Source organism: Piscinibacter gummiphilus, assembly GCF_032681285.1.
Lineage (GTDB): Bacteria > Pseudomonadota > Gammaproteobacteria > Burkholderiales > Burkholderiaceae_C > Rhizobacter > Rhizobacter gummiphilus_A.
The window spans coordinates 86,898-110,365 of record NZ_CP136337.1; the positions used below are offsets into that span (position 1 = coordinate 86,898).

The 23,468-nt window shown below is 62.1% G+C and carries 34 protein-coding genes; 28 read left to right on the top strand and 6 right to left on the bottom strand.

Annotated features, from left to right (window positions below; translation table 11 throughout):
* Positions 1-2: 2 nt before the first annotated feature.
* The 7 genes from RXV79_RS26990 to RXV79_RS27020 all read left to right on the top strand — a co-directional run bounded on the left by RXV79_RS26990 (position 3) and on the right by RXV79_RS27020 (position 5,203).
* Positions 3-1,196, top strand: a complete 1,194-nt coding sequence (locus tag RXV79_RS26990) for a DNA methyltransferase (RefSeq protein WP_316704501.1) — start codon at positions 3-5, stop codon at positions 1,194-1,196.
* Positions 1,197-1,289: 93 nt separating this feature from the next.
* Positions 1,290-1,802 (top strand): hypothetical protein, encoded by a 513-nt coding sequence (locus RXV79_RS26995; RefSeq protein ID WP_316704502.1) that lies wholly within the window; start codon positions 1,290-1,292, stop codon positions 1,800-1,802.
* 652 nt (positions 1,803-2,454) lie between these two features.
* Positions 2,455-2,778 carry a hypothetical protein gene (locus RXV79_RS27000; RefSeq protein ID WP_316704503.1) on the top strand — a complete coding sequence of 108 codons (324 nt, stop codon included), beginning with the start codon at positions 2,455-2,457 and terminating at the stop codon, positions 2,776-2,778.
* A 16-nt stretch (positions 2,779-2,794) separates the two neighbouring features.
* Positions 2,795-3,151 (top strand): hypothetical protein, encoded by a 357-nt coding sequence (locus tag RXV79_RS27005; RefSeq protein ID WP_316704505.1) that lies wholly within the window; start codon positions 2,795-2,797, stop codon positions 3,149-3,151.
* 550 nt (positions 3,152-3,701) lie between these two features.
* Entirely contained in the window at positions 3,702-4,058 is a 357-nt protein-coding gene (locus RXV79_RS27010; protein WP_316704508.1) for a hypothetical protein, read from the top strand.
* A 48-nt stretch (positions 4,059-4,106) separates the two neighbouring features.
* The gene (locus RXV79_RS27015) at positions 4,107-4,772 is read left to right on the top strand and encodes a hypothetical protein (RefSeq protein WP_316704510.1); all 666 of its coding nucleotides are present in this window, start codon (positions 4,107-4,109) and stop codon (positions 4,770-4,772) included.
* Positions 4,772-5,203, top strand: coding sequence for a hypothetical protein (locus tag RXV79_RS27020; RefSeq protein ID WP_316704511.1), 432 nt, complete (start codon positions 4,772-4,774; stop codon positions 5,201-5,203). Before RXV79_RS27015 ends, RXV79_RS27020 begins: the two co-directional genes overlap by 1 nt.
* Positions 5,204-5,711: 508 nt before the next feature.
* On the opposite strand, the gene RXV79_RS27025 is transcribed toward RXV79_RS27020, so the two are convergent.
* A complete protein-coding gene (locus tag RXV79_RS27025; RefSeq protein WP_316704513.1) occupies positions 5,712-6,815 on the bottom strand; it encodes a hypothetical protein in 1,104 nt (367 codons plus the stop codon).
* A gap of 50 nt (positions 6,816-6,865) precedes the next feature.
* Complete coding sequence (locus RXV79_RS27030) at positions 6,866-7,321, bottom strand: hypothetical protein (RefSeq protein ID WP_316704515.1); 456 nt, start codon at positions 7,319-7,321, stop codon at positions 6,866-6,868.
* 259 nt (positions 7,322-7,580) lie between these two features.
* Between RXV79_RS27030 and RXV79_RS27035 the strand changes: the two genes are divergently transcribed.
* From RXV79_RS27035 to RXV79_RS27120, 18 genes are all read left to right on the top strand, one after another.
* Positions 7,581-8,429, top strand: a complete 849-nt coding sequence (locus tag RXV79_RS27035) for a hypothetical protein (protein WP_316704542.1) — start codon at positions 7,581-7,583, stop codon at positions 8,427-8,429.
* Positions 8,416-8,898, top strand: a complete 483-nt coding sequence (locus tag RXV79_RS27040; protein WP_316704517.1) for an HD domain-containing protein — start codon at positions 8,416-8,418, stop codon at positions 8,896-8,898. The genes RXV79_RS27035 and RXV79_RS27040 overlap by 14 nt, the downstream gene beginning before the upstream one ends.
* Positions 8,899-8,911: 13 nt before the next feature.
* A complete protein-coding gene (locus RXV79_RS27045; protein WP_316704519.1) occupies positions 8,912-9,187 on the top strand; it encodes a hypothetical protein in 276 nt (91 codons plus the stop codon).
* 83 nt (positions 9,188-9,270) lie between these two features.
* Positions 9,271-9,585 carry a hypothetical protein gene (locus tag RXV79_RS27050; protein ID WP_316704521.1) on the top strand — a complete coding sequence of 105 codons (315 nt, stop codon included), beginning with the start codon at positions 9,271-9,273 and terminating at the stop codon, positions 9,583-9,585.
* 14 nt (positions 9,586-9,599) lie between these two features.
* On the top strand, positions 9,600-10,112 hold the full coding sequence (locus RXV79_RS27055) for a hypothetical protein (RefSeq protein ID WP_316704522.1): 513 nt from the start codon (positions 9,600-9,602) through the stop codon (positions 10,110-10,112).
* Positions 10,109-10,471, top strand: coding sequence for a hypothetical protein (locus RXV79_RS27060; protein WP_316704524.1), 363 nt, complete (start codon positions 10,109-10,111; stop codon positions 10,469-10,471). Before RXV79_RS27055 ends, RXV79_RS27060 begins: the two co-directional genes overlap by 4 nt.
* Positions 10,472-10,990: 519 nt before the next feature.
* The gene (locus RXV79_RS27065; RefSeq protein WP_316704526.1) at positions 10,991-11,434 is read left to right on the top strand and encodes a hypothetical protein; all 444 of its coding nucleotides are present in this window, start codon (positions 10,991-10,993) and stop codon (positions 11,432-11,434) included.
* A 62-nt stretch (positions 11,435-11,496) separates the two neighbouring features.
* Positions 11,497-12,081 carry a hypothetical protein gene (locus tag RXV79_RS27070; RefSeq protein WP_316704528.1) on the top strand — a complete coding sequence of 195 codons (585 nt, stop codon included), beginning with the start codon at positions 11,497-11,499 and terminating at the stop codon, positions 12,079-12,081.
* Between the two features lie 20 nt (positions 12,082-12,101).
* Positions 12,102-12,545 (top strand): hypothetical protein, encoded by a 444-nt coding sequence (locus tag RXV79_RS27075; protein WP_316704530.1) that lies wholly within the window; start codon positions 12,102-12,104, stop codon positions 12,543-12,545.
* 13 nt (positions 12,546-12,558) lie between these two features.
* Positions 12,559-13,545 (top strand): hypothetical protein, encoded by a 987-nt coding sequence (locus RXV79_RS27080; protein WP_316704532.1) that lies wholly within the window; start codon positions 12,559-12,561, stop codon positions 13,543-13,545.
* Positions 13,546-13,559: 14 nt separating this feature from the next.
* Entirely contained in the window at positions 13,560-13,817 is a 258-nt protein-coding gene (locus RXV79_RS27085; RefSeq protein ID WP_316704533.1) for a hypothetical protein, read from the top strand.
* 55 nt (positions 13,818-13,872) lie between these two features.
* On the top strand, positions 13,873-14,226 hold the full coding sequence (locus tag RXV79_RS27090; RefSeq protein ID WP_316704241.1) for a hypothetical protein: 354 nt from the start codon (positions 13,873-13,875) through the stop codon (positions 14,224-14,226).
* 29 nt (positions 14,227-14,255) lie between these two features.
* Positions 14,256-14,549, top strand: coding sequence for a hypothetical protein (locus RXV79_RS27095; protein WP_316704243.1), 294 nt, complete (start codon positions 14,256-14,258; stop codon positions 14,547-14,549).
* A 58-nt stretch (positions 14,550-14,607) separates the two neighbouring features.
* Positions 14,608-14,853, top strand: coding sequence for a hypothetical protein (locus tag RXV79_RS27100; RefSeq protein ID WP_316704245.1), 246 nt, complete (start codon positions 14,608-14,610; stop codon positions 14,851-14,853).
* A gap of 393 nt (positions 14,854-15,246) precedes the next feature.
* On the top strand, positions 15,247-15,582 hold the full coding sequence (locus tag RXV79_RS27105) for a hypothetical protein (protein WP_316704246.1): 336 nt from the start codon (positions 15,247-15,249) through the stop codon (positions 15,580-15,582).
* 149 nt (positions 15,583-15,731) lie between these two features.
* On the top strand, positions 15,732-16,040 hold the full coding sequence (locus RXV79_RS27110) for a hypothetical protein (RefSeq protein WP_316704247.1): 309 nt from the start codon (positions 15,732-15,734) through the stop codon (positions 16,038-16,040).
* 12 nt (positions 16,041-16,052) lie between these two features.
* Positions 16,053-16,316, top strand: a complete 264-nt coding sequence (locus tag RXV79_RS27115; protein WP_316704248.1) for a hypothetical protein — start codon at positions 16,053-16,055, stop codon at positions 16,314-16,316.
* Between the two features lie 85 nt (positions 16,317-16,401).
* On the top strand, positions 16,402-16,770 hold the full coding sequence (locus RXV79_RS27120) for a hypothetical protein (RefSeq protein WP_316704249.1): 369 nt from the start codon (positions 16,402-16,404) through the stop codon (positions 16,768-16,770).
* A 34-nt stretch (positions 16,771-16,804) separates the two neighbouring features.
* Here the strand turns inward: RXV79_RS27120 and RXV79_RS27125 are convergent, their stop codons facing one another.
* The 3 genes from RXV79_RS27125 to RXV79_RS27135 are packed head-to-tail and all read right to left on the bottom strand — an operon-like array spanning position 16,805 to position 18,826.
* Positions 16,805-17,383 carry a restriction endonuclease gene (locus RXV79_RS27125; protein ID WP_316704251.1) on the bottom strand — a complete coding sequence of 193 codons (579 nt, stop codon included), beginning with the start codon at positions 17,381-17,383 and terminating at the stop codon, positions 16,805-16,807.
* 18 nt (positions 17,384-17,401) lie between these two features.
* Entirely contained in the window at positions 17,402-17,659 is a 258-nt protein-coding gene (locus RXV79_RS27130) for a hypothetical protein (protein WP_316704252.1), read from the bottom strand.
* Positions 17,660-17,689: 30 nt separating this feature from the next.
* Positions 17,690-18,826 (bottom strand): phage integrase N-terminal domain-containing protein, encoded by a 1,137-nt coding sequence (locus RXV79_RS27135; protein ID WP_316704253.1) that lies wholly within the window; start codon positions 18,824-18,826, stop codon positions 17,690-17,692.
* A 1,130-nt stretch (positions 18,827-19,956) separates the two neighbouring features.
* On the opposite strand from RXV79_RS27135, the gene RXV79_RS27140 reads away from it, so the two are divergent.
* Genes RXV79_RS27140 through RXV79_RS27150 form a run of 3 tightly spaced genes read left to right on the top strand, consistent with a single transcriptional unit; the run spans position 19,957 to position 21,764 of the window.
* Positions 19,957-21,018: a PRTRC system protein D gene (locus tag RXV79_RS27140; RefSeq protein WP_316704254.1), complete on the top strand. Its 1,062-nt coding sequence runs from the start codon at positions 19,957-19,959 to the stop codon at positions 21,016-21,018.
* Positions 21,018-21,311 (top strand): hypothetical protein, encoded by a 294-nt coding sequence (locus tag RXV79_RS27145; protein WP_316704256.1) that lies wholly within the window; start codon positions 21,018-21,020, stop codon positions 21,309-21,311. The genes RXV79_RS27140 and RXV79_RS27145 overlap by 1 nt, the downstream gene beginning before the upstream one ends.
* Before the next feature lie 12 nt (positions 21,312-21,323).
* Complete coding sequence (locus RXV79_RS27150) at positions 21,324-21,764, top strand: CFI-box-CTERM domain-containing protein (RefSeq protein ID WP_316704258.1); 441 nt, start codon at positions 21,324-21,326, stop codon at positions 21,762-21,764.
* A gap of 600 nt (positions 21,765-22,364) precedes the next feature.
* Here the strand turns inward: RXV79_RS27150 and RXV79_RS27155 are convergent.
* Entirely contained in the window at positions 22,365-23,396 is a 1,032-nt protein-coding gene (locus tag RXV79_RS27155) for a S49 family peptidase (RefSeq protein WP_316704259.1), read from the bottom strand.
* Positions 23,397-23,468: the final 72 nt, after the last annotated feature.

Sequence of the window (23,468 nt, forward strand, 5' to 3'; positions counted from 1 at the left end):
TGATGCACCAGATGAATCTTTTCGATGGTGTCGTGGCGTCCTATATGGATGGCGCGCCGCGCACCAACGAGCAGCTCTACCGAGACCTCATCGAGACGGGTTGTGTCAGCGAGGGAGATCTCGCAAAGAAGGTGCCGGTGGGGCAGGCGGGGGTGATGTTTAGCCTGGTCAAGCGGCGGGTGCGGTGGTATCAGCAGGAGCTTCGCCGACTGAACGTGATCGAACGCGTGCCGGAGAAGAGAGGGTCATGGAGACTGGCGGATCGAGACAAGAAGGATTTGACTAAAGCACCTCCGGGCGTCGTCATGCTCGGCTTCTCTTCCGACCTCGGTGTTGCTCTATGGGGTTCTTGCCAGGATGTGTTTGGATCGTTGACCGAGAACATCGCTGTTTGTCTCACCTCACCGCCATACCCGCTGCGTAAGCCGCGCGCGTACGGAAATCCGGCTGAGACGGAGTGGGTCGACTGGATGTGTCGGGCCCTCGAACCCATCGTGAAAAGGCTCTTGCCGGGCGGCTCGATCGCTCTGGTGCTCAGCAACGATTTGTTCGAGAAGGGCCAACCATCACGCTCTCTGTATCGCGAACGCTTCACCATCGAAATGTCGAGAAGGTTCTCGATGTCGTTGATGGACACCGTGATTTGGGCCAACAACTCGAAGGCCCCGGGGCCGTGCCAGTGGGCCTCCCTCCAGCGGATGCAGCTCAACACGGGATACGAGCCTGTGCTGATCTTCTGCAACGACCCGCTGAAGTCGTTCGCTGACAACCGCCGTGTACTTGAGCCACACACCGAGACGCACAGACGGCTCATCGCATCTGGTGGTGAGCACCGAGCGCGCGTGAATTCAGATGGTGCCTACAGGGTCAAGGTGGGTGCCTATGGGACGCCAACAGCCGGCCGCATTCCAAAGAATGTCCTGCACATGGGCCACTCTTGCGCGGACCAGCTCCGCATGCGCAAGCTGGCGCGCTCGGCTGGTCTGCCAGTGCACGGCGCCACCTTCCCCTTGGCGCTCGCCATGTTCCTAGTTCGCTATCTGTCCCGGCCAGGCGACCTGGTGGTCGACCCCTTCGGGGGAACCATGACGACTGCGAAAGCTTGCGAGATGCTAGGGCGCCTTTGGCTGTCCTGTGAGCTGATGGCGGAGTACGTGATGGCTGGACGGTTCAGATTTGAGGGGCACGCGGATTGAAGTGGCTCCTATCAGGCGTGGACTTCCCACCTATTGGGGAGCGCCGCCGCTCTGCACTGATTGCATGATGGCAAGTCACCGAAAGGAACAACGATGACGCTCAGGCTTGTTTCCTCCACCACGTCTTCCGGGGACGGTGCTCCCTTGCGGCTGCGGCAGCGAGATCTCGCGCGAATACTTCGAGCCGAGCACGCAAGAGTCACTGGTGCTGCCTCTCCGCGAACCGCACTGGCCGGACTAGGGGCATTCGTTGGCTTCATCACCCCTATCGTGTTGGCGAGGCTTGTTTCCCTCTTGACGGCCGTCCCAGCGGCACTGCCAGCACCAGCGCTGCTATGCGCCGCATTTGCAATCATCGCGGGACTTCTCGTGTGGCGATTCAGCAAGGCAGCGAGAACAAACACGGAGCACCTGGACCGGCTGCTCGCCCATTACGACCCACTGTCCAAGGAGGCCTACCGGCTGCTTCAAGCGGAGGTCCGGGAGGCAGGTGTGTTTCCGATCGGCCGGGTGCACGAGTGGGCGTCGGTAGAACAGAGCGCATTGAACCGAGCGATGGGAAAGGGACTGCCTGCTGATCGCGAGTTCCTGCAGAAGAAGATCTAGCCCGAATCGGCCGGAATGGACATGCTCACCCAGCAGGCTTGGGAACGCGATGACCTAAGCCATACAGACAGCCCACGTCACCTATTCAGGTTGGCCGTGAAGGCTCACCGCGAGGGGGAGTGCGCTTGGGCGGAGATGACAACCCGGGAAAAGGTATCGGTGGCGTTGGTATTGAACCGTGCAGATTGGCTTCGCCGAACGGACTACACCATTGCGGACGCGATGGCCCGGGCTGGAAGCGAATGGGTGAGAGCGATGCCGCGGATCAGTCATCTGATTCAAGTGGGTGGGGCCATTGACGACGCATCGCCACACGTAAACTGAATCAGTCGCTGCGACAGGTCAGCAGCTGATGAATCAGAAGAAGTCGGACCTGGTGCCTATTCGACGTGGGCCAAGCAGGCCGACTGACCATTCACTGAGCGTGGAAGGGACGCTATGAACGGCATTTGGCTATGGGTGGTGGTTTTGATTGCCTCGGCTACATCGACAGCCCTTTCAGTGAGGCTCGCACGAGCCCGTGCAGAGGGTGCCTCCGTGCCACTCCGGTGGCGCCTCGAGCGCACGCTGTGCTGGGTCTGCACTGGAGCTGTTGCTGCGCTCGCGGTGCAACAGTCTGGCGTGCTCAACTAGATCGGAAAAGGCAACGATCATGAAGATTCTGAAGGAACTGCCGGAAGGCACGATCTGGCCGCACTTGCTGGAGGCCATCGATCGTCAAGCGCGTGCCGACATCGAGGGGTATGCGGCCTCACGACGCAACGACGTGAAGCGCGGGGCTGAGACCCCCGAATTGGCGGCCGTCATGGTCGAAAAGTACGGCGCAGGGCTGGCCGCGGCACTGGATATCGCTGGCATCGACTCAACGGTGCAAGCGGTCACCGATCAGCTGGTGCGTCAGATCGACCCCGAGTTCGAGCAACACCGCGCCGCTCGCTGGGCCGCCAGGCCGGCCGGCCTGCAGCTCACGGTCTGATCACGAGCCATTGGCCATGAGTCGGAATCCCTTCGCGCACCACTTGCGGTTGAAGAAGCCTTGCGAGAACTGTCCGTTTCTGAAGGTCGGCGGGATCGAACTTGCACCTGGTCGCTTGCAAGGAATCATCGAAGGCTTGTTGAGCGACGATCGCTCAACATTTCAGTGTCACAAGTCGGTGCATTCGAAACACGGGGGCGAATGGGACGACGATGGCCACTACCAACCGTCGGGGCACGAGGCAATGTGCGCCGGCGCCGCAGCGACGCTGATGAAGCGCAGGAGGCCGACGGTTGCGATGCGTATCGCTTTCGCGCAGGGCGTCGTCTCCCCGACCCAATGGGACGCATGCGTTGACACACTCGTCGATTGATGGAGAGCCTGCGGCGCGAAGAAGGAGAAGCCCATTGATGAAGTTCAAACACATTGCAAGCTCGCTGTTGCTGCTGCTGGCGACAAACGTTGTTCTCGCACAAGTGGGAGGCCACTTTGCAGAGGCTCTTGGACCAGAGGCGAATGCCGAGGCTCAGGGCACACGAATCCTTGAGTGGGTGTGGTTCTTCGCCTTTTTGTGCACTGGTGTGGCGACGATGTTTGCATTCAGTGCATTGCCTGACGAGTGCTGTTGCAGCACTGGCAGTCTGGGTGCGATGTTTTTGGTTGCGATTGTCAGTACATGTGCTGCGGTTGTTGTGTCGTGGCCTGTCCTTGGCGGAGTTGCCTGGGAGTGGCTCGACCGATCGCTCCCGCAGCGAGGTACCGCAATTCATGACTGGACTCTTTTCGTGGTCGGTGGTCTACCGTGGTTTGGAGTGGTCTGCGCAGTTCTCTTGTGCTCTTCAAGTCTGGGTAGTCATTGGGCGCGCATGCGTGCAGGACTGCGCGAGGCCCGGGCTCCGAGTTAAGAACTGAGTGACAAGCCAATGACAGGTCGAAAGCTTCCGCAGGTGCTTCTCGTGGTCTCGCTCACGTTGCTCGTAGGGGTGGGTTTCGTCAGCTTTGGCAAGCGTCTTGGCGAAGAAGCATCGCTGGAGGCTCAACAGCGTATGGCAGTTGTCTGGCCGTCGCTGTTCGCATTGACGGTCGAAGATCGCGTCGTCGTCTTGAAGGCTGCTTTTCAATGCCGAGTGCATCGCATGCCAGTAGGCGCAACGGCGGCGGACGTGGCAAAGTGCCTGCGCTCAGGCGCGCGGGAGTACGACGACAAGTCGGAAGGGCGCGAAGCTCCGATTTCCGAAAAACTCGAGGTGCTCCTCGCAGACACCGGACGAGTCAAATGACTGCAGACTGAGCGTTGATTACACCCATGCACTTCGTAGCATGTGTGCATGAATCTAGGGCACACCCTTGGGCTCCGGCCTCTCGACAAACTTCAGGTAGCCAACGCACGCATCATCCGTGAGGCAAGCCACATCAAAAGCTCTTGCAGCGGCCTTGCCCAGGACCATCTTCCCTTCTGGTTCTTCATTGCAGTGAACTGCGATGGCAAGCTGCTGGTGATGTCGCCAGGAGGCTACCGTGAGCACGTCGATCCGCTTGATGTGGTCGACGTTTGCCGAGCCGAGCCCCTCCGCGTGTTGGCGATGCCCCAGGCGGTCTTCATTGCCCGTACCAAACTGTCGTTAGCCGAGCGTCAGCGTGCGCCGGGCCCCGAGTGTTTTGCGCCGGCCCACGTGCTGCACGCGAGTCGAGACCGTTGGGGGAATTTCAGCTACGCCGTCGCCTTCGAAGACGGATCGCTCAACACAGAAGGCTATTGCTCGCGATACGTGCCGATCGCCGATCAAGATCGACGTGAACTGGCCAATGTCACCCGCCGCACGCGGATGCCAGTGGTGTCCTGGAACTCACGTACGAATTGGTCGGCCGACGCGGTGCCGGTGCGCCTTCAACAGAGGGCACGCATGAACGCCAAGCGCTTCGTCGAGGCAGCGTTGTCCGGCGATGACAAGAGCAAGGCGTCGATGCTCAACGTCGATCTGAAAGGCTATTGATGGAAGCGGAGATCTACACGCCCGACCCTGTGATGGTCGCTGCGATTGCCAGGCGCCTCGCCGAGGGGGAACACTTCATCTCCAGGATCCGCACGTCGCGGTTCTTCCTCGTCGTCGATGGTGACTTCGAGGACGCAGTGGTGGGCGACGAAGTGAGGAGCGCGGTCACGGCGCTGGCCGGCGTCGAGCTCGAAGAGTTCGTGCCCCGCCAATATCCCGGCGAGCACGGTCTGAGATTTCCTCCCCGACTGCGCGCCAGGGCAAAGCGTTCGATCGCGCAGTCGCTTGCAACGGAGGGTCAGAAGGGCCCTCTGTCCGAGGAATCAGAACGAGCCGACGTGCCAAACAGCGAAGAGGTGGGCTCGAACATCGAGCCTTCGGTGGCGGCACCCGACTGCTCGCCAGCACCTGCACCGGCAAAGAACGAGTAGCGCGACGCCGCTGGAGCCTCGGCCCCGAACAGACCAGGGCGCGTTGGCGAAGACCGTGGGTGTGCTGGAGCGGCGCTTGAAGTGCCACCGCCGTTGGGTTCGAGAATGGACCCGGTGAGCGCAGCGCCTGCATGGGTGTCGGCCGGCGCCTGAGCGAGCCCCAATGGGTCAGGTGCGGGCGCGGATGACGTGGCAGCGGAGGCGCCCCACAAGCCGCCGGCGCTAGGTGCATGCAGAGGGTTCTGGCGCGGCTTGGAGAGAACGGCCTTCTTGGTTCGGCTCTGGGTCGGCGGCGGCTGCTGGGCCTGGTCTAGCGCGGCCTTTTCGCTTGGTTTCGTGACTGACGATGCCGTGGCTGGGTCGAGCTCGCTCCGCTTGGTACTGCCCGAGGAACCCGACTTGTCCGCGGGTGCCTGGCGCGTATTCGCTTCGGACGGGTGTGCCTGGCTGCTGCCCAGTGTGCGCAGGCGCTGCTTGAGTGTGTTGAGAATCTGCTTCATGGATGCTGTCAGTGCACGAGTGAAGAGGCTGGCAGACGCACAGAGGGAGCCGAGTGCTGTGACGTCAGGTTCAGGAGGGAAGGGACACCGCCTGAAGCGCGATACACCCCAACGTGGTCACCGATTGCCAGTAGCTTGCCGCCGTCGGGAAGACGGCCCTGCCGGCGATACCAGTCGATTTCAGCCCGTCGCTGGTCGAACAGGATCGACCATTCGGTATTGAGCAGAGCCGCGGCTGTGCTCCTCCCTGCAGCGATCTGCAGAAGGGACGAGTAGCTGAAGATGAACGACACACCAAAGCGCCGGGTCGTTCGGAGGTGATTGATCAAAGCGTGCGAGGGCAAGAGGTTCAAGAGGTCTGGCACGTCGTCAAACAGGAGCGCAGATCCATGGGACGGAAGTCGGCGTGCTTGAAGCGCTGAGACCTTGAGGAAGAGGGCACTGGAGAAGATTGCGCGAGCGGACAGGTCCGGCTGCATCCGCAGTGCGGCCAGATCAAAGACGCGATCGCCATCATGCGTCATGGGTGTCGCCTCTCGGGCGAAGCAAGGGAGCTTCATTTCCAGGAGACGCCCAATCGCCTCCGCCAGAGCGCGTGCAACTACTGCGGCCTGTGCGGTCCACAGCGATGCCGCGCCATCGGCTCGCGTGAGTGGTTCGTGTGTTGGCCCGGCCGACGACGCCAGCAGCTGCGCTCGGAGGTCGAAGAGGTCCGGCAAGCCGTGTCGCCAGGCCAGCTGGAGCAGATGTTGCTCGACAAGCCGGACCACCAACGAATGAGTCTCCGACGCTGGCTCGACATCGGGCAGGAAGACGTCAGTCAGATGTTGCGCAAGTTCGATGAGTGCAAATTCGTCACTCGTCCACAGCGGGAACATGCCTCGGATCGGATCGACGCTCGGGCTTCCAAGCTCACATGGACTCACGACCCGAGCACGGGGCAGCACGGACGATTCGGCTTGGCCACACGTGAACACGGTCGAAGGTGCGCGCCGATCGCGAGTTGGCGCGAGCAGCGCTTGATGGATGCGTCGACGCGTGATCCCGGGCGGACTTGCGACGATGGCGTGATAGAGCCCATAGGGGTTGTCCCAAAGGTCGATGGACTTCACCAACGGTGGGTGTGACAGCAGCGCATCAGGGTCCGTCATTCGCTTTCCAATCAATCGAACAAGAGGAACACACGGCGTGCGGCCGCAATGAACTCCTCTCGGGTGCAGTAAGGGGAGGCCAGCGGGTAGGCGCCTTCCCCACGGCCCAGCGTGAGCCGATGCATGGCGCCCGTCCTCTCCAGGTGAATTTCCAGGGCGTCGTCGGAGATCTCGATCCCGACCGACCGCAACTCCGTCAGAGACTCGCCAACAAGGATCAAGGCCTTGCCCTGCTGTTCAGCCCACCGACGGGCGGCGAGAACCTGGTCACCTGGCTCGCGGAGAAACCCGGTGTGGTCGAGTGCGATGCCGGCGCAGCCTCCACCAAAAGATGGACTCCATTGCCTGATCGCGATGCCGAGTGGGTCGACGATGAAGAGATCGTGTGGCGAGCGCGCAACCTGCATGTCGAGGAGGAGTTGCGACTTGCCAACTCCAGATGGGCCGGTGATCACGAACGTGTTCATTGCGAGAGCGCTGCGATTCCTCGCAATGTCTCGTCGGAAACTTGATTCGCCTAGCAAAAAAGGACTGCGTTGCGAGCGATGAAGGCGTCACTGCCTGCTGCGCGGCCACTTTTTTAGGCAATCTGTTCGAACACAAGGATTGGCGCGGCCCAAGGCGGCGCGCGGCACTGTTTTCCACAGCCTTGTCCCCCACTTCGGGGTGTATCGGTCCTGTGAGATGTTGCAGTTGCGAAGGGCAGATCGACCCTCACAATTCCTGATGGACATTGCGCGAGTGGCGACGGGAACCTCCCGACGCATTCAGCGCGGGGAGAAAAAGAGGATGTCATTGCCGCCGAATGGATTGAAAGGGTGGAGAGCCGGCGCACCGCCAAGGCGCGACGATGGAGCGCTCGCCATCGTTGAACTCGTGTCGACGGCGCGAGTAGATGGCCAGGAGCACTACGGCCAGCCGATCATCGTGGCCCGCTGGAATGCGAAGCTCAAGACGACGGCTGCTGGCCACCGCATCGAGTACGACGATGTGCTCCAGCACATCGAGCTCGGCGTCGACCATCAGGGCCGAGGCACGCCCAGCGTGGCCGTCGACATGACCGCCTCTGATCGCCACGCGCGCAAGTGCATCGAGGCTCGCAACGACGAGCTTCTCGTCGTGCCCACGGACCAGCTCACCCCCAAAGAAGGGGAGCGGTTTGCGACGGAGGACGTCCGCGACTTCGGCAAGATTGGCGATATGACGGAGCGCTACTTGGCAGGTCTCTCGATGGCCCATTCAGCGCGCAGCCAGCTTCACTACCGGAAGGCCTTGGAGGCGGCGGCACCGGCGCTGCTTGCGTTCGCTGAGCAGGTCGCAAAGGCAGAAGACCAACGGCGTGAATCGAAGCGCCGACAGGTCGAGAGTGGCAGCGAAACGCCGCTCACGGTCGGAGAGGCGCTGGCATCCGCGGAAAGCAGTACCTGGGTGAAAGCGGCATTGCTGACGGCGATCGAGCGCGACCCGGTCGATGCAGCGAACGATGCCGACGTGCTGGCTTCGGTGCTGGACACACGTGCTCACGCGCACTTTGCCGCAGCTCGAACGGCTGCCATGAGAAATGAAGATTCTTGAAGCGTTTTCCTACGCGAGTCAGCTGCACGCCGGTCACGTGGACCTGGCCGGCAGGCCCTACATCGACCACTTGTCGCGCGTCTGCCGCGCTGTTCAGGAGCGTGGTGGGAGCATCTACCAGCAGATCGCGTCGCTGTTCCACGATGCTCTCGAAGATGGCAAGGCGACGGTTGACGAACTACTCGCCACCGGCGTACCGCGTCTCGCGGTTGACCTGGTCCTCATCCTCACTCGTCGCCACAACGAGACCTACGCGCAATACATCTTGCGTGTCAGTGCATCGCCTGATGCTGGGTTGATCAAGCAGGCGGACATCGAGGACAACCTGCAGCCTGAACGGCTCGGCCTGCTCGACGCTGCAAAGCGGGATGGGCTCAAGAAGCGCTACGCGAAAGCGCTAGAAGCGCTGGCCTGTGCCGATGGGTTGAGTACGAGCCTTCAACAGGCACCATCTGATGTGCTTTGCTGAAAGGAATAAGTCCATGGCCATGAGTGATCCCGCTGGAGCAACGAGTGCAGAGGAGTTGACCCTTGTGTCAGAAGGCAGGAGCATCGGGGAGAGCATTGAAGAAGTGGTGTGCAACGGCTCCCTCGCAACGCTCAAGCTTTCGTCTGCAGATCGAAGCCTTGTGGTGGAGTTCGCGGCGAGCTTCGAAGAATGCAGCTCAACCACAGAAGAACTGAACGCGATGGCCGATGCCGATCTGTTGCGTGCTGCGTATTGGGCGATGGCCGAGTACGCGCGAGGTCAGATGTGACTGGAGGTCGCGAATCATTCAGCGGCGCCGAGGCAATCCAGCGGCACACAGGCGAATGGCCTGTTTACCCGGGGCACCCACTGGTGCTCGCGCTGGCCATCATGGAGGTCTTCGATGGATTTGACGAGGCCAATGCACCTACCGGCCACGGCTGGTGCGCAGCGCTCGGGGATAGCCGGATACCGGGCGCAGGTTGTCACGTCGGCGCGGCAATTCGGACTTTGAAGCTGGGTGCTGAAGGGAAGGATGTGGAGGCGATGGTTTGTTTCGCCACGGACTATTGGGAATCGGGTCAGGCCGGAGGCCACCACAAGAATGTTGCTGCTGGGCGGGACCAAGCCCTGAAGGCGATCCCACGGTTCCGAGAGCTCGCTGCCGTGTGGTTCAACAAGGCATGACAAGGGAGAGAAGAATGGATTCCGAAACTGCAGGTGCAGCACGTACCCGGCAGACGCTGGTGCAAGGAGCAACGGTGTACGTCCTGAACGAGCAAGGGGTCAACCGCTGGTCGGCGTTGGTCCAGCCAGGACGAGACGACGCCGGGGCGCGGGTCACAGAAGAGGAATGCGCGGCCGTTGCGCGGGCACTTGCGCAAGGCGTTGACGAGGTTCACAGAGTCGTGGAGACGATCGCTCGTGAATGGGATCTTTGCCTCTACATGGACGCGCCAGGCGGCTCCATCGATATTGGCGATGCTATTCGGGCAACGGCTGTGAAAGCGATGGGCAGACCGGCATGGATGCCAATCGCCAGCGCACCCCGGTGCGGGCGCCGCTTCCTCGTTCGAGACAGCGATCACCAGGTGGCCGTCGTCAATCATCCACCGGGATGCGCCCTGGGAGAGTGGACGTTCATGGCGGGCCGTTGGGCCGGCAGCAGCGTCAAGTGGATCGAGCCCGTCGAATGGTGTGAGATTCCGGCGTGACTGCGGGCACTTTGAATGCGATCGCCGCGACATTCGACCAGGAGCTATCTGCTCCGATGGTGGAGTGGTGTCGGCGCCTTGCGACGCCGGACCTCTGCGAATGGGTCAAGGACAAGCGGACGAGCGAAAAAGTCGTCGTGCGCGGAGTTTGGACCGACACGAACGTGGGGCACGAGCTCGACACTCAAATGCTGGCTGCAGGGCTTATCCAATACCAGCAACGCGTCCTGGGTTCGTGCCCGTTGGATGAAACCATCGAGTATGTCGCGGTCCTGACGGATGCGGGTCGGTGTGTTGGTCATGTCGAGCAGATCGACCAGCCAACTGCCGCGGTGGACCTGTTCGGGAAGACACCCTAAGAGAGCGGGTTCATCGAACCCTTCACAGAGGAAAGCATGACGAGCAAACGGAAGAACGTCCAATACGTCGAGGTCAGCGGTCGTTTGGTGCCGGCGGATTCGATCTCACCAGGTCGCCGCATGGTGGAGCTTGCTGTCGTAGTGGCCATCTCGATTTGCTTGGCAATCGTGGTGCCTCTGCTGGCCTAACCGTTGGAGAGTGGAATGGTGAGCGTCGGTCCCGCGGTCCGCCTCGCAACAATGCTTTGCGCTGTTGCAGTATTGACGCTCTGGGTCGCGACGCTTGCAGCCATCGGGAGATCCCATGACCGGTTGGCTTGCTACCGCACCTCCGCCACAACCGATGTGGCATGTCCTACGCCGACGTGGTTCGACAAGGCCATGGCGGCGTTGCTGATCCCGGCTGTCTCTGTACGGAAGGGATAGAGCGCTGTGGGCTTCTTCGTGCGCGGTGGATCACGAGAGAAGGCGCCAATGGTGTGGTTCAACCACTGTGGCGCTGCCGGAGCCTGGTGTGACATGGCAGTCGCAGACATGAGCCAGGAGCATGGCTTCGCAATGAGGCAGTTCACCGCCGGCTTCGCTTTCGACCAGGGGCAGCGGTTGCGCGATGGAGAGGAACCGTGGAACCTCTTCGCTGCCGGCCTCTTGCTGGGAGAGCCTATGCGGCTTTGGGCTGCGGCTTTCGAGATGGGTGCACGGCACCGGGACGCGACCTTGGACGATGAGTTCGACGTGCTTCAAGAACTGGGCTTCTTCCACCGCGGACCGGTAGAGGAGGCCATCCGGCAGGCCGTCGATGATGCGCTGTTGCAGATCGAGCTGGGCTTTGAGCAGGCCTATGCGCGCCTTGGGTTCGAAGGAAGACGGTCTTTGCTTGCTGGTACACGTAGAGCGTTGTCGGGATGGTTCTATGGGCCCGATGAAGCGGACTTGAAGTCGCGGCCATCAGCGGTGAAATGACTCCACGAAATCTTCCGGTGGTCTCATCAGCCGGTGGGTTTCAAACCTGGAGGAACCCACCAATGAAATCTCTTCTCGCTACCTTCGCCCTGTCGATCTCATTCCTGCTGGCTGCCTGTGGCGGCGGCGGTGATGGCGGCGGTCCCACTCCTGACATCGGCCGGCCGACCTCGCCGGCGAGCTCCACGTGCCCGCATTCCCAGACTGCAGACGTTTGGCTCGATAACCGGCTTGCCTGCGCGAGCGCGGGGCAGAAGGTCATCGACATGGCAGCTGGGGCCACCGGCACGCCCGGCGACGTGGCGTACGTCATCCGACAGGTGGCCTACGACCGCTCGATGAACGATCTTCTGCCGGATGCGAAGGCCCGCCACTTCCAGCACTTCCTGTGCGTCCGGAACGTGCCATCCGGTGTTGACCGACAACTGCTTGCCGCTGACCTCGAGGCGGTGATGGGTCTGGCATCGGGCTCCCTTCCTCGCGACGTGGCACTTTCCACGCTGGCCAACGCCGGCACCAACCGGGCGGGGTATGCGGTGCAGGCTTGCGACCCTCAGAAGCACCCAGTGATCGTCGACTATGCGACAGGGCTCGTGCAGTCGGTGAACCCGCAGGCCCTGCCGTCGGTGGTGACCTACGACGCCTGATGGAAGCGAGAGGCGACACCATGCCAAACGTCCCGCGCAGCAACCGACCTGAAGTTCGCAATCCGATCGCGGCTGATCCGGAGGTCGCTCTCATCGTGTCCGAACTCCCGGCGCTCGCGCGGGAAGCGCTCAGGAAGGTTCTGCTCGTGCTGTCTCGGAAGTGGGATCTTCAAGCGGAGCACTCCTGGTCGACGCGCAAGCCCCCGCTCGCGAGTTACTTCCGAGTCAACGCGGTCAACTCACGCCACTTGGCACGCGCGCTGAAGAAGCTCCCATTCGCCTCGCGCGAAGCTGAGTTCCTGGCCAGCGCGAAGGCGCTCGCCTCGGACCCTGTGGCGCTGTGCGGCTGGCTGCTCGCCAACCCCCAACACCTGCAGTCCGTGCGGATGGCTTGCGTGCTGGCGGAGATGCGAGGCGCTACTGCGGAGCGCAGCGACGGTATCCTCGCCACCGCTGAAAACTGAGGGTCTGGAGACCATGCCGAACATCAACACGCTCGCAGCGGGTGCCTACTGGTACGTCGAAACCGGGAAGGCGCCGGTGATCTGTGAAAAGCGCGCCGGCGAGGCCTTCATCCGCTTCACCAACGGAGGGCGACAGTCCTGGTGCCGCGAGGACGATCGATTCGAAGGGCCGCTGCCCCCTCCAGCAGCTGCAGGAGGACTGCCAGCGGTGGCCGATGCGGAGTTCCAAGACAGGACGTCGACATGGGCCGTGGCATGTTTCGGAGAGCTGATCGCCAACGATCAGAAGGAGAGAGCGCAGCGTTTCGTCGAAGAGGCACTGGAGCTGGCTCAGGCGAGCGGCATCCCACGCAAAGAGGTCCTGCAACTCGTGGACTACGTCTTTGGCCGGCCGGTCGGGCAGTTCGAGCAAGAGGTGGGCGGGGTGCTAACCACTCTGGCGCTGCTCTGCGCCGCTCGGCAAGTCAGGATGGCAGTGTGCGGCGAAACCGAGCTCGCGCGCGTCTGGGACAAGATTGAGGTCATTCGCGCCAAGCAGGCCGCCAAACCGCCGGGCTCGCCTTTGCCGAGTGCTGTGCCTTCGCCAGCGGCCAAAGGTGCACCCTGCGAGCTGACACCATCACAGGTCAATCACCTCAGGCGCCTCCTCGGGTGGGTCCGTTGCGAGGCTGGGCAAGAGCCCGAGGCATTGGTGAGAACGGTGAAGACCGTCCTGCCCGGCCTTGGTGAGCAGCCAAGCGCCGAAGCACAGAAGCGCCTGGTCGTTGCACACGATGCTGCGATGAAGGTGCCCAGATACGTGTGGGCTGGCATCAAGGCGCTTTCGCGATTGACGGGCGAGCACCTTGACCTTGAAGACGAGGAGGCCGCTCAGTCGCTGAGCGACGAGGAAGTCTTCAGGTTCTGGGTAGCGTTCAAGAACGACCGTGGCCTGATGGACGAGTTCGACGCCTTCGCCGGCACCGCTCGCGACATCTTCGACGCCAAGGTGACCAGGTGAAGGACTTCACATCCTTGGACGAAGCCATCGTGGAACACGTTCGCACGAGCTCGTTGCATCCCATCTACAGCAAGGGGCTGCTGCGCGCGGCCGCAGCGCAGTTGGGCGGGCCTGAGAGCATGGAGTCCGAGAAGCAGTGGCGGCTGATCGATCGCCGTCTACAAGCTCTGCGGAGGGCCGGCAAGATCACGTATAGCAGGAAGGTCGAGAAAGGCCACGGACAGTGGCAAGTGGTTCAGCCAAACGACGACGGCGACGGCACCCAAACGTAGCGTGGTCGGTGTCATTTGCGTTGTCAGAGTCAAAGAGTAAAGGGAGGAGCGAGAAATGAATGGCGATCCGGTGACGACGGTTCTTCTGGGGGTTCTGGTACTGCTTGCGATCGGTGGCATCGCAGTGACGCGATCCATCGCCAAAACTTTGCGGACGAATCGGCAAGCGGAGTGGGTGAAGGACGGTGGGAAATTCGAGCCGGCCTCACAGGCTCATGTGGATGAACTGCTCGAAGAGGCTGAGCGCCGAGGTAAGCGCAGCCTGGCACTGGTGCAGCTGGCGACAGTGAGGCGATTGCATGGACACGCAGGGGTCCGCATCGGGCACATCGTGTGGATCCTCAAGGTGCTCGATGGCGACATCGACGCGGCCGCGGCGCCACCCTCGTTCGTTCCGCCGGCGAACTGACCTGCGTATAGCGTGAAGTGAGATAGAAGATGTCAGGCTGGAAACATACCCAACACATCAAAGAAGCTCGTGTCTTTGGCACACCAACGCTGGGAGCTCCCGAGTGGCACGACTTCACCGTCGACACACTGGAGTTGAATGGGCCTTCCATCCAAAGCCGCACGCGCTTGCGCACGCCCAAGGATGGCTCGCGCTTCCTCGACATCGAAATCGAAGAGTACGAAGGGAAGACTCGACGCAGGAAAACCACGTCCGTGCGACTTGAGGAAGCCGCAGTACTTCGCCTCTTCGACGCGCTGAAGGACAAGTTCGTCGCGACTTGAGCTGTCCAGTTTGGGGCCGACACTCTTCATATCGATTCAGACGAATAGGAGAGTACGCATGGGCAGCAACGCAACGCAGGGCAATCCGCCAATCAAGATCGAAACGGGCAAGCAGCATTGCGAGCAGATCGGCTACTTCGTCGTGCGCGAAGAAGAAGGGTCAGCCGAGATCGAGGTGCAGGACGCGCCCCCACTCGAATCGAGAGAAGACGCCGAACGCTGGATCGAGACGCATGGCATCGTAGGCGTTGACTATTGGATTTGCGCCCCGGTCACACGCTTCTCGCTGCGCCGCGCCGGCTGATACATGCATCGAGCTTCGGAGACACGCTTGCAACGCCACCCGACCTATTCGCTCGGCGCAGAGCTGAGCGCCCTGGCCCAGGACGCGAGGCGCCGGGCAGAGGAACGCAACGCGGCCGATGCCCTGATTCGAGCCCGAGTCGATCTCATGATCGCCCGCTCGTATGTGGCGGGGGCGCGTAGCGTCGGGTGCAGGAAGGCTGCGTTTGTCCTGCTCAATGGGGCGGCCGACAAGAGGCGCAGAGCTCAAGTGGTACTCGGTGGCAGTTCCAAGGCCTGACCGATGATGGTGACACCCGCGATGCATGAGTGGTGCAAGCGACTCGCTGGAGCGCCTGAGCCGGCTGCGCAGGTTCCAACGGGTCTTCAGGCCAGGCGCTCGCCAGGCAGGCGAATGCTGGAGCAGCTCGAGGCTGCTGGGCTCGTGCGCCGGGTGCCCAATCGATGCGACGACGGCCGGGCGCAAGGGGACCGATGGACGATCGCGCTCACCGAGGATGGGAAAGCCCTCGCGCGGCGCCCGGTGCTCAGCGAAACGATGATCTTTGTCCTGGACCTTGTCTACCGCGGATACAAGCCAGTCGCATTCTGTCGTGGTCGCAGCGAGCATGGGGGCCGGCAAGGAACCATCGCGGCGCTGCGCAAATTAGGGCTCCTCGATCAGACGGGAGAGTCCTTGACAGCTGCCGGGCACGAAGCAATCAAGTCGTTGTTCGAGATCAGAGACTAAGCCGGGCCCAGCGGCCGGGCGCGTGGACTGGGCTCCTACCCGCCTTCAACCTTTCGGTTGAGTCTGCCTAAGCTTCATCCGTCTTCTAATGCTCGGGCGGCAACAGTGCTGCCCATACGCAAACGTCAGACCGTGAGGAGTTCGCATCCATGACCTTCAACCTGAGGCGCCTGGTCCAGCCCTTCGATCAGAGCGGTGACCCGGACAAGCCCCGCTGGTACCACTCTTGGTGGTTCGGAGGCCTGCTGGTTGCGGCCGTGATCCTCTGCCTGCTGACGTTCTTGTCGGCTGCATTCTTCGAGCGACGTGAATTGATGCCACTGGCTGCTACCGGGGCCATGCTGCACCTGGCCATCTCCGCGGTCGAGTGGGCGGCCGGACTGCGCCGGCAGGCGTGCAACACGCTTTACTTGGCCACGCTCTTCGTTATGACAGCGTCTGCGGCGCTCTACGCTTAGGAAGGGCGCTGAATGCCTGAAATCGAAGCAGCGGCCGCCCTGGTGGGGTGGCTTCCATTCATCGGCCTGCTTTGCGCGGCGGGCTGCCTTACTGCAGGGCTGGTCCATGCCTATCGTGCCGTGTGGCTGTGGCGGCACGGGGACACGCCGATTCACGATCCTCTGCTGGCCAAAGCCCTCAAGAGCATCAAGCCGCCCCCTTATGCGATGTATGCCGCGTCCTGGCTGTCCGTGGGCTCGGGACTGGCGGTCTTGACCGCAATGCTCTGGCGTTGAATCGGCCGCGGCGCCTCGCAGACAGACTTGGATTCGAAGCGTCTCCTCGTACATTGAAAGTACAGGCCACGAAGGACGCCGCCCCATGCAAGTCGATCAACTCGCCCACGTTCGAAGCCAGGTAGCTGCTCAGCTCGAGTCGCGCGGCTGGAAGATGCTTTCAGGCGTGGCGATCGCCATGAAAGAGGTCGAAACGGCGGTCGGCCAAAAGACTGCGCATGCCTACCTCGGCAAGTTCCAGGCTGACAGTGAAAACTGGACGCTGACTGGCTCCTACTGGAGCGAGGGGCGGAACGTCCTCGAACCGGCCATGACGCTGATACCGACAACAGCCGACGAAGAGAAGCTTCGGGCGTGCGTCGAGGCTTTCGCCGAAGAGGCAGAGAGGTACGTCGCACAGAGCTACGCGGTGAAGCTGCGGCGCGAACACGGCATCGGCGGGAGCCGAAGCTAGAAGAGGTCGGCGACAGGCCGACCTTCCTCCAGCACTACACAAACGACCTGACGAAGCAGTCGAGCAGCCGTTGGCCGCTGACCAGCTGGACGGGCCGACCACGGAGTGCGTCGTACGTCTTTGGCCCGGAGCGGCCGCAGTGAACGAAGATCCCGCCGGCGTAGCCTCGATCTTTGACCACGGCGCAGAAGTCGCGCACGTCGTTCGGCGTCACCGCTGCGTCAAAGCGCTTGACCTGCACGGCAATGGTCCTCAGGCCGGCCCACGGAAACCAGCAGCGTCCGTCGACGCCGCCGTCGCCGGTGTAGCGCCGGCTTCGAAGCACCAGCGCGCCGGCGTCTTCAAGGGCTGACATCGCGACCTCCTCGAATACCAGCGGGTCCACCTGCCGGAGGTAAGAAAAGGCTTGCGCCGCCGCGTGCGGCCCTTTGAACCGGCGCAGGGTGGAAAGGACGCGCCGCGATTGGCGCACCCTGCGCCGGTGCTGCGGCTTGCCGGCCAGGCGAACGACGTTCACCAGGCGCGAAACGTAGGTGAGGAAGCCGCGGCGGCGAGGGGCCTCGGGCGCAGAGCGCTGGGTGGCGGCGTAGGAGGCGGTGATTGCTGTAGCCATGTCGAAGATCTGAAGTTGTCAGGCGGCCAGGCCGAGGACGGGGGCGGCGGCGCGGCGCGGCACGCCGTCGATCGGGGGAAGCGCTGCCGGTGCGACCTGGTCCGCGGCAAGGTGCTGCAGCTTGGCGAGCAAGGCGCGAGCGTGCTGGGCGGTCTCGCCAGTGGCAGCCGGAAGGCCGGCGGTGATTTGCTTGATGCTTGCGTTGAGTGTCCAGATGCAGGCGCCGGCGCAGTCGCTTTCGATGGCGGTGAGGATTTCAGGGGTCAGGTGATCCATGTCGTTCTCCTGTAGGTGATGGGTGAAGGTTCAGGCGAGGACTTCTTCGGCCGGTGCTGCGGCTACCGGGCGGTGTGAGGGGGAGCCGAGGTAGCAGCTGGTGACGCGGGTGCGGCCGTGCCCGAGCAGGCGCGCGGCACGTTGCCGGGCTCGCTTGTCGCCGGCCGGCGCCGTCGTGCCGCCTCGGACCGGGGAAGGGGCTCCGGTCTCGGCCTCAAAGGTGTCGTTGACGAACTGGTGCCGCAGGCCGTGCGCCACCACGCCGAGCTCGGCGCGGGTGATGCCGAAGCGCTCGAGCACGTAGTAGAAGCGGCGCTGGGACTGCTGGGCGGTCTGGCCGGGCTTTCCGACGAACATGCCGGGCGCCACAGCGGCCTCGACGCGCTGCAAGAGTTCGCGCTGGGCGGCGTTGGACACAGGCACGTCGCGCGGCCGGCCGCCCTTCGTGCCTTCGCAGATCCGCAGGAAGGTGTCGTGCTCCGGGAAGGCAGCGGCGTCGCGCTCGAAGGCCTCCGCCCGCGTGCGCAGGGCGCCGTGTGGCCGGAAGTGCCGCGATTCCTTGGGGCGCATGCCGAAGCGGTAGCAGAGCTCGATCTGCAGGCCCACCCAGAAGTCGAAGGCGCGGATCTCAGGCAGCTTGGCTTCGAACTGCACGGCCTTGGCCGTCCAGCTGTGGTCGACGGTGGCCACCTGGTGCCGCTTGGCATGTACCGAGTCGGTGCCGACGTAGTACTCCACCTTCCGGACCAGGTCGGGCTTGCCGATCCACTCGCCGTAGGTGCGCAAGATGCTCAGATAGGCGTGGATCGTGCCCGTCGAGAGCTTGCGAGAGAGCCACAGGTCGACAGCAGCCTGGATGTGGCGATTGCCGAGCGTCCGCGGATCGCACTCGTGATAGATCGTGCTCTTGCGCACGTCGCGGAAGAACTTGGCCAGGAAGCGCTGCCGGTTCAGCATGGTCTTGAACGACACGCCCTTGTGCTTGGCGCTGTGCTCGTGGTTGTGCAGCTTGAGGATCGCCCCCAATACGCGCAGCCAGTCGTTCGTGCCCATCGGCGCGGTGCTGAGAATGGTCTGTGGGTCTGAGGGTGCGCCGGCCGTTTCCCGCTTGGCATGGGTGCCAAGCGGTGGGAGGGCGGCCCCCCGGTACTGCTGTCCTTCGAACATGACGAATCTCCTACGTGCGGCCGGTGTGCCAGTTCGCCCGCGGATGTCGTTCGGACACTGAGGTCTTGCCGGTCGCTGGTGTCCAAAGCAGCGGCGGCACAGGAGGTTGCATAGCTACGTCAGCCCCAGTCAGCCTCCAGGCTGGGGAACGCTTCCGGTTGTTCCGCGGTGTTGGGAAACGCCGCGCGGTGGTCGTAAAAAAATCTACCCAGAGCCATGCAGGGCATTTCTGCGCTACATGACCTCGTGCACCCGAAGGTGCGGACGCGAACTCCTCAGGGAAGTCGGCGTCACCCAGCTCTGGCGCTGGGCATCACTGGTTGTGTTCGGTAACCCGTTGTTGGTCGCTGGAAGGATCCTCCTACCACCAGAGGAAAAGCGACGCGTGGTCTGAGCACCGGGTGACGCGCCGCAATGGGGGCGATCAATCACACGGCTCGCGCAAGGCGGGCGACGACGCAAACGGGGGGTTGTGGCTACGCGGCTCTATGGCAGCGCGCAGCGAACGCCCTGTGCTCAATGGCAGCGGGGCGACACGTTGAAAGATCCGAAATACCCGGATCGATAAGGGGAGGGAGAGATGCACCGCGTCTTGCGCGGCTTGACTCGCGATGAGTCGATGACAGTGCGGGTCACGACCGCTAACGGCTGCTTAGGCTCAAGGCACCGGCTACAGCATCGCCGACCTGCTTGAAGTGGCAGGCACACATGGCACGAGAGGAATTAAACGCGCGTAGCACGCGACGTGTCAAGCGCAACCCTTGACTTCCCGGCAACACATTTTAGGCGCCATCAACTTTCCGAAGGGGCGAGATAGGGATGTCCACCGGGGGTTGACAGGCACTATGGCCGGCCTCAGGTTCCGATGCAAGCGTTCGAGATCGGAATTTTGCTGATGCGACTATGGACCTTGGGAAGTAGAAGTCCTGTTCAAGTGGCACTTGGACTGAGCGCAGTCGCCAACTCGAGACGGTGCGATCGATCCGAAGTGCCACTTGAACCGGACTTAAGCCGGACTTCGAGGGCAGATTGCCGCCGTCGTTGCGCGGAATTGGGCTGATTTCCGTTTGGAGTCGATGGGGTTGAACAGCATCCTTCGTGTGGTTCAGTTGAAACACGAAAGGAAAGCCATGAGTCCCATCATCCGAGCGATCGACGTCGGGTTCGGCAACACGAAGTACGTGGTGGCCTCGAACGAAGGCAAAGTCGAATGCGCCCACTTCCCATCGCTCGCATTCCACTCGGCGCATGAGCCGACAACGAACGGGCTGGGCGGGAAGCGAAAGACCGTCGCCATACCAATCGATGGCAACTTCTATGAAGTGGGCCCCGAAGTGGAGCTGGCGGCCAATCCTCTGCGAGTGAGGCGCCAGCACGACAAGTATTCGGAAACGGACGAGTACAGGGCGCTCACTGCCGGTGCGCTGCACTACATGAAGGTCGAGGCGGTGGACGTGCTTGTTCTCGGCCTGCCCGTTGCCCACTACATCGCGAAGCGGGCGTTGCTGGAGAAATCTATGACGGGCGCCTTTGACGTGGGACGCAAGCGTCAGGTGCAGGTCAAAAAGGTCGTAGTGATGGCGCAGCCGCAGGGCGCCCTGTTTCACTTCGCGACGAAGACGGGCCGAATCAAGGAGGTGATGGACAGCCGCAGCTTGGTCATCGACGTCGGAGGGCGGACCTTCGACTGGCTTGTCACCCTGGGCACGCGTCCGATGCCGCGTCAGAGCGACTCAGTGGATCGCGGTGTCAGAGTGGTGTGCAAGGCGATCGCTGAGTCGATCAGCGAGGACATCGGCGAGCAGTACACCGACCTCGAGGCTATCGACCAGGCCCTGCGAACTGGAAAGGGGCTGAAGGTCTTCCAGAAGCCCTACGACCTGAAGAGGTTCGACAAGACGATCCAGAACATCACCGAAGGCGCCGTGGACCTGATGGGAGAGAAGCTAGAAAACAGCTACGCGTTTGACAACGTGGTGCTGGCCGGAGGCGGAGCCTACCTATACAAGAAGGCGTTGAAGAAGCGTTTCCCCCGCCTTGCGATTCAGGAGATTCCAGAGCCGATGTATGCCAACGTGCGCGGATACCAGCTCTTCGGCGAGCAGTACATGCGCGAGATGATGGCGACACAGGCCGCTTCCCCAGGAACTGGTGAGTCGCGCGCCCAAGGGGACGCTGTCGGAGCAGCGTGATGCAGGACGAGCCGAATGAGGAGGACAAGATCGTTATGCAGGTGACCCTGTATCGGATGGAATCGCCAGATCTATTCCATCTGCTGGCAGCGATGAGGGCCAAGAAGAGATCTGCACGAATCAAGGATCTGGCGAAGCTTGGTTTGATGGTTGAGCGGGGAGGTCAGTTGAGCATTGCACCTGTCGGATACGCACCCAAAGCGGCGGCGTTGCCTGTGAAGCAGGCAGATGACCCCGAGGGGGGAATGCAGTTGGCAGCGTCGATGCTCGACTGGGGTGACGAAGGTAGCTGAACGGGAATCAGGATGGGACGCGACTATGTGAAGGCAAGCGACCTTGCAAGGTTGGGTTACTGCGAGAGGCAGGTCGTTTTCGATGCGTCTCATGGACGGCGGACGACACCTGACCAGCGCGAAGCACGGGCGCGAGGCAATGCGGCACACGAGGCCTTCTATGAGGAAAGCAAGCGTGTCGCGGAGCTGAGCAAGCGGAAGGGCAAGTGCTTCATCGCGACGGCAACACTCGGACAGTGCGAAGAGACGAGCGCTCTCAGGGCGTTCAGAGATCTCTTCCTGAGAAGAACAGCTGCCGGCAGGTTCTTCATAGGGTGGTACTACTCCATGTCACCCCTGGTTTGCACATGGCTTGACCGAAGCCCTACGGCGAAGGCACTTGCGACAAGAGTTCTGAGAAGGCTCGGCCAACTTGCCCAATTGGCGGTTGCACGAGTAGTGAAGGAGGATTGAGGCGATGGAGTGGGCGTCTGCGGTTGTTCTAGTTCTGATCCTGTTCGGGTCGGCACTTGCTGTTTCTCGTTCGAAGAGAGATCAGGACCTCGAGGCCTGGCTTCCCCCGGAATTGCAGGGCGCGCAACTCGCCTATGCCGAGAAAACGTTCAAGTCGACCATCCACAAGCTGGTGGCCAAGCTGGACCGTGCGTACCGCTACAACGGAGTTATCACACTGATCGAGTTGAAGACGAGAAAGCGGGTGCAAGCGACCCTCTCGGACATCATCGAATTGTCCGTTCAGCGGATCGCTCTCAGAGACGCAACGGGAGAGTACGTGTCCAAGGTGGCCTATGTAGCAGTCCAGACGGAGGCAGGCGGGCGGAAGCATGTAGTGCGAGTCGACCTGCTGGACACACGTAAGGTGGTCGCGCTACGGTCGAGACATGAGATGTTGAAGTCTCAGCAGGTTCGAGACCCGCGTCCTGCACGATCATTGCCTATGTGTGTGGCTTGCCCGCATAAGAAAGACTGCCACGCTCGATACAACGATCGTTGTTAAATCAAAGACAATGAAAAAGGGCCGCGTAGCGGCCCTTGGTCATTTCCGGAGACGGTTCAGCGGATGGTTGGGACGTTGAACGCCATTCGCTCCATGGCGCTATTTGCTGCATCCTGCAAGGCACGGGCGAACAACTGGTAGCTGTCGTTCGTCGGTCCGAAGTCGTAGGTCTTCACCCCGCTCCAGGTGGCACCAACGTACTCCTCGAGCGTGCCGAGTTGATCGACAAGGCCCAGCTCCTTTGCTTCAATGCCAGACCACACCTCGCCGGTACCGTAGTCGACGCCGGGCTTGAGGGCTTTGCCCCTCTTCTCCTTCACGTCGTTCAGGAAGACCGTGCCGAAGTAGTCGACCAGGTGCTGAGCCTTCGCATCGACCTCAGGGCTAACGGGCGTATATGGGTTCAAGAACGACTTCAGTTTGCCCGATGCGTATACGCGCTGGCTGACGTCGACCTTGGCAATGGCCTTGTCGAGGCGCCAAGGGGCCATGATGGCGCCGATGGACCCGACGAATGCGTAGCGCGCAGCGACGATCTTGTCAGCGTGGACAGCGATCATGTACGCCGCGCTGGCGCCGATGTTGTTGACCACGGCGACGACTTCCTTGGGATGCTTCTTCTTCAGGCTTTCGATCGCCGTGTAGATGCGTTCAGCTTCGACTGGAGCACCGCCGCCGCTGTCGATGTGCAAGACGACAGCTTTGACCTGCGGGTTTTCGAACGCTTTCTGCAAGCTGGGGATGATGTTGGCAGCGGAGGCCTTCTCGTTGCTGCCGATGGGGCCGTCGATGCGTACGACGCCAACCACCTGGCCCCAAGGGCCCCAACGGAACCCGGTGGAAGAGCTGAAGAAGAACGCGAAATAGAGAAGGCCGAGGATCAGGGGGGCGCCGAAAACCAGGCCTTGCAGCAAGGAACGGTGCCGACGCTCGGACTTGCGTTCGGCCGCTGCCTGCTTTTGAGAGGCGTCGAGGGATTCACGATAGCCCTTGAGCTCTCGGACAAGCTCCAAGAGGAGGATTTGCGAGTCTTGTTGCGCGGCAGTGCCCGGCCGCGCCAATTGTGGATCTGTGGTGTTCATGTTCATCTTCGCTCCGGTTTAGCTGCCACCAGCGGCGCAGGAACGATATGAACGAAGGGCATGGGTAGCCCAGCAAAA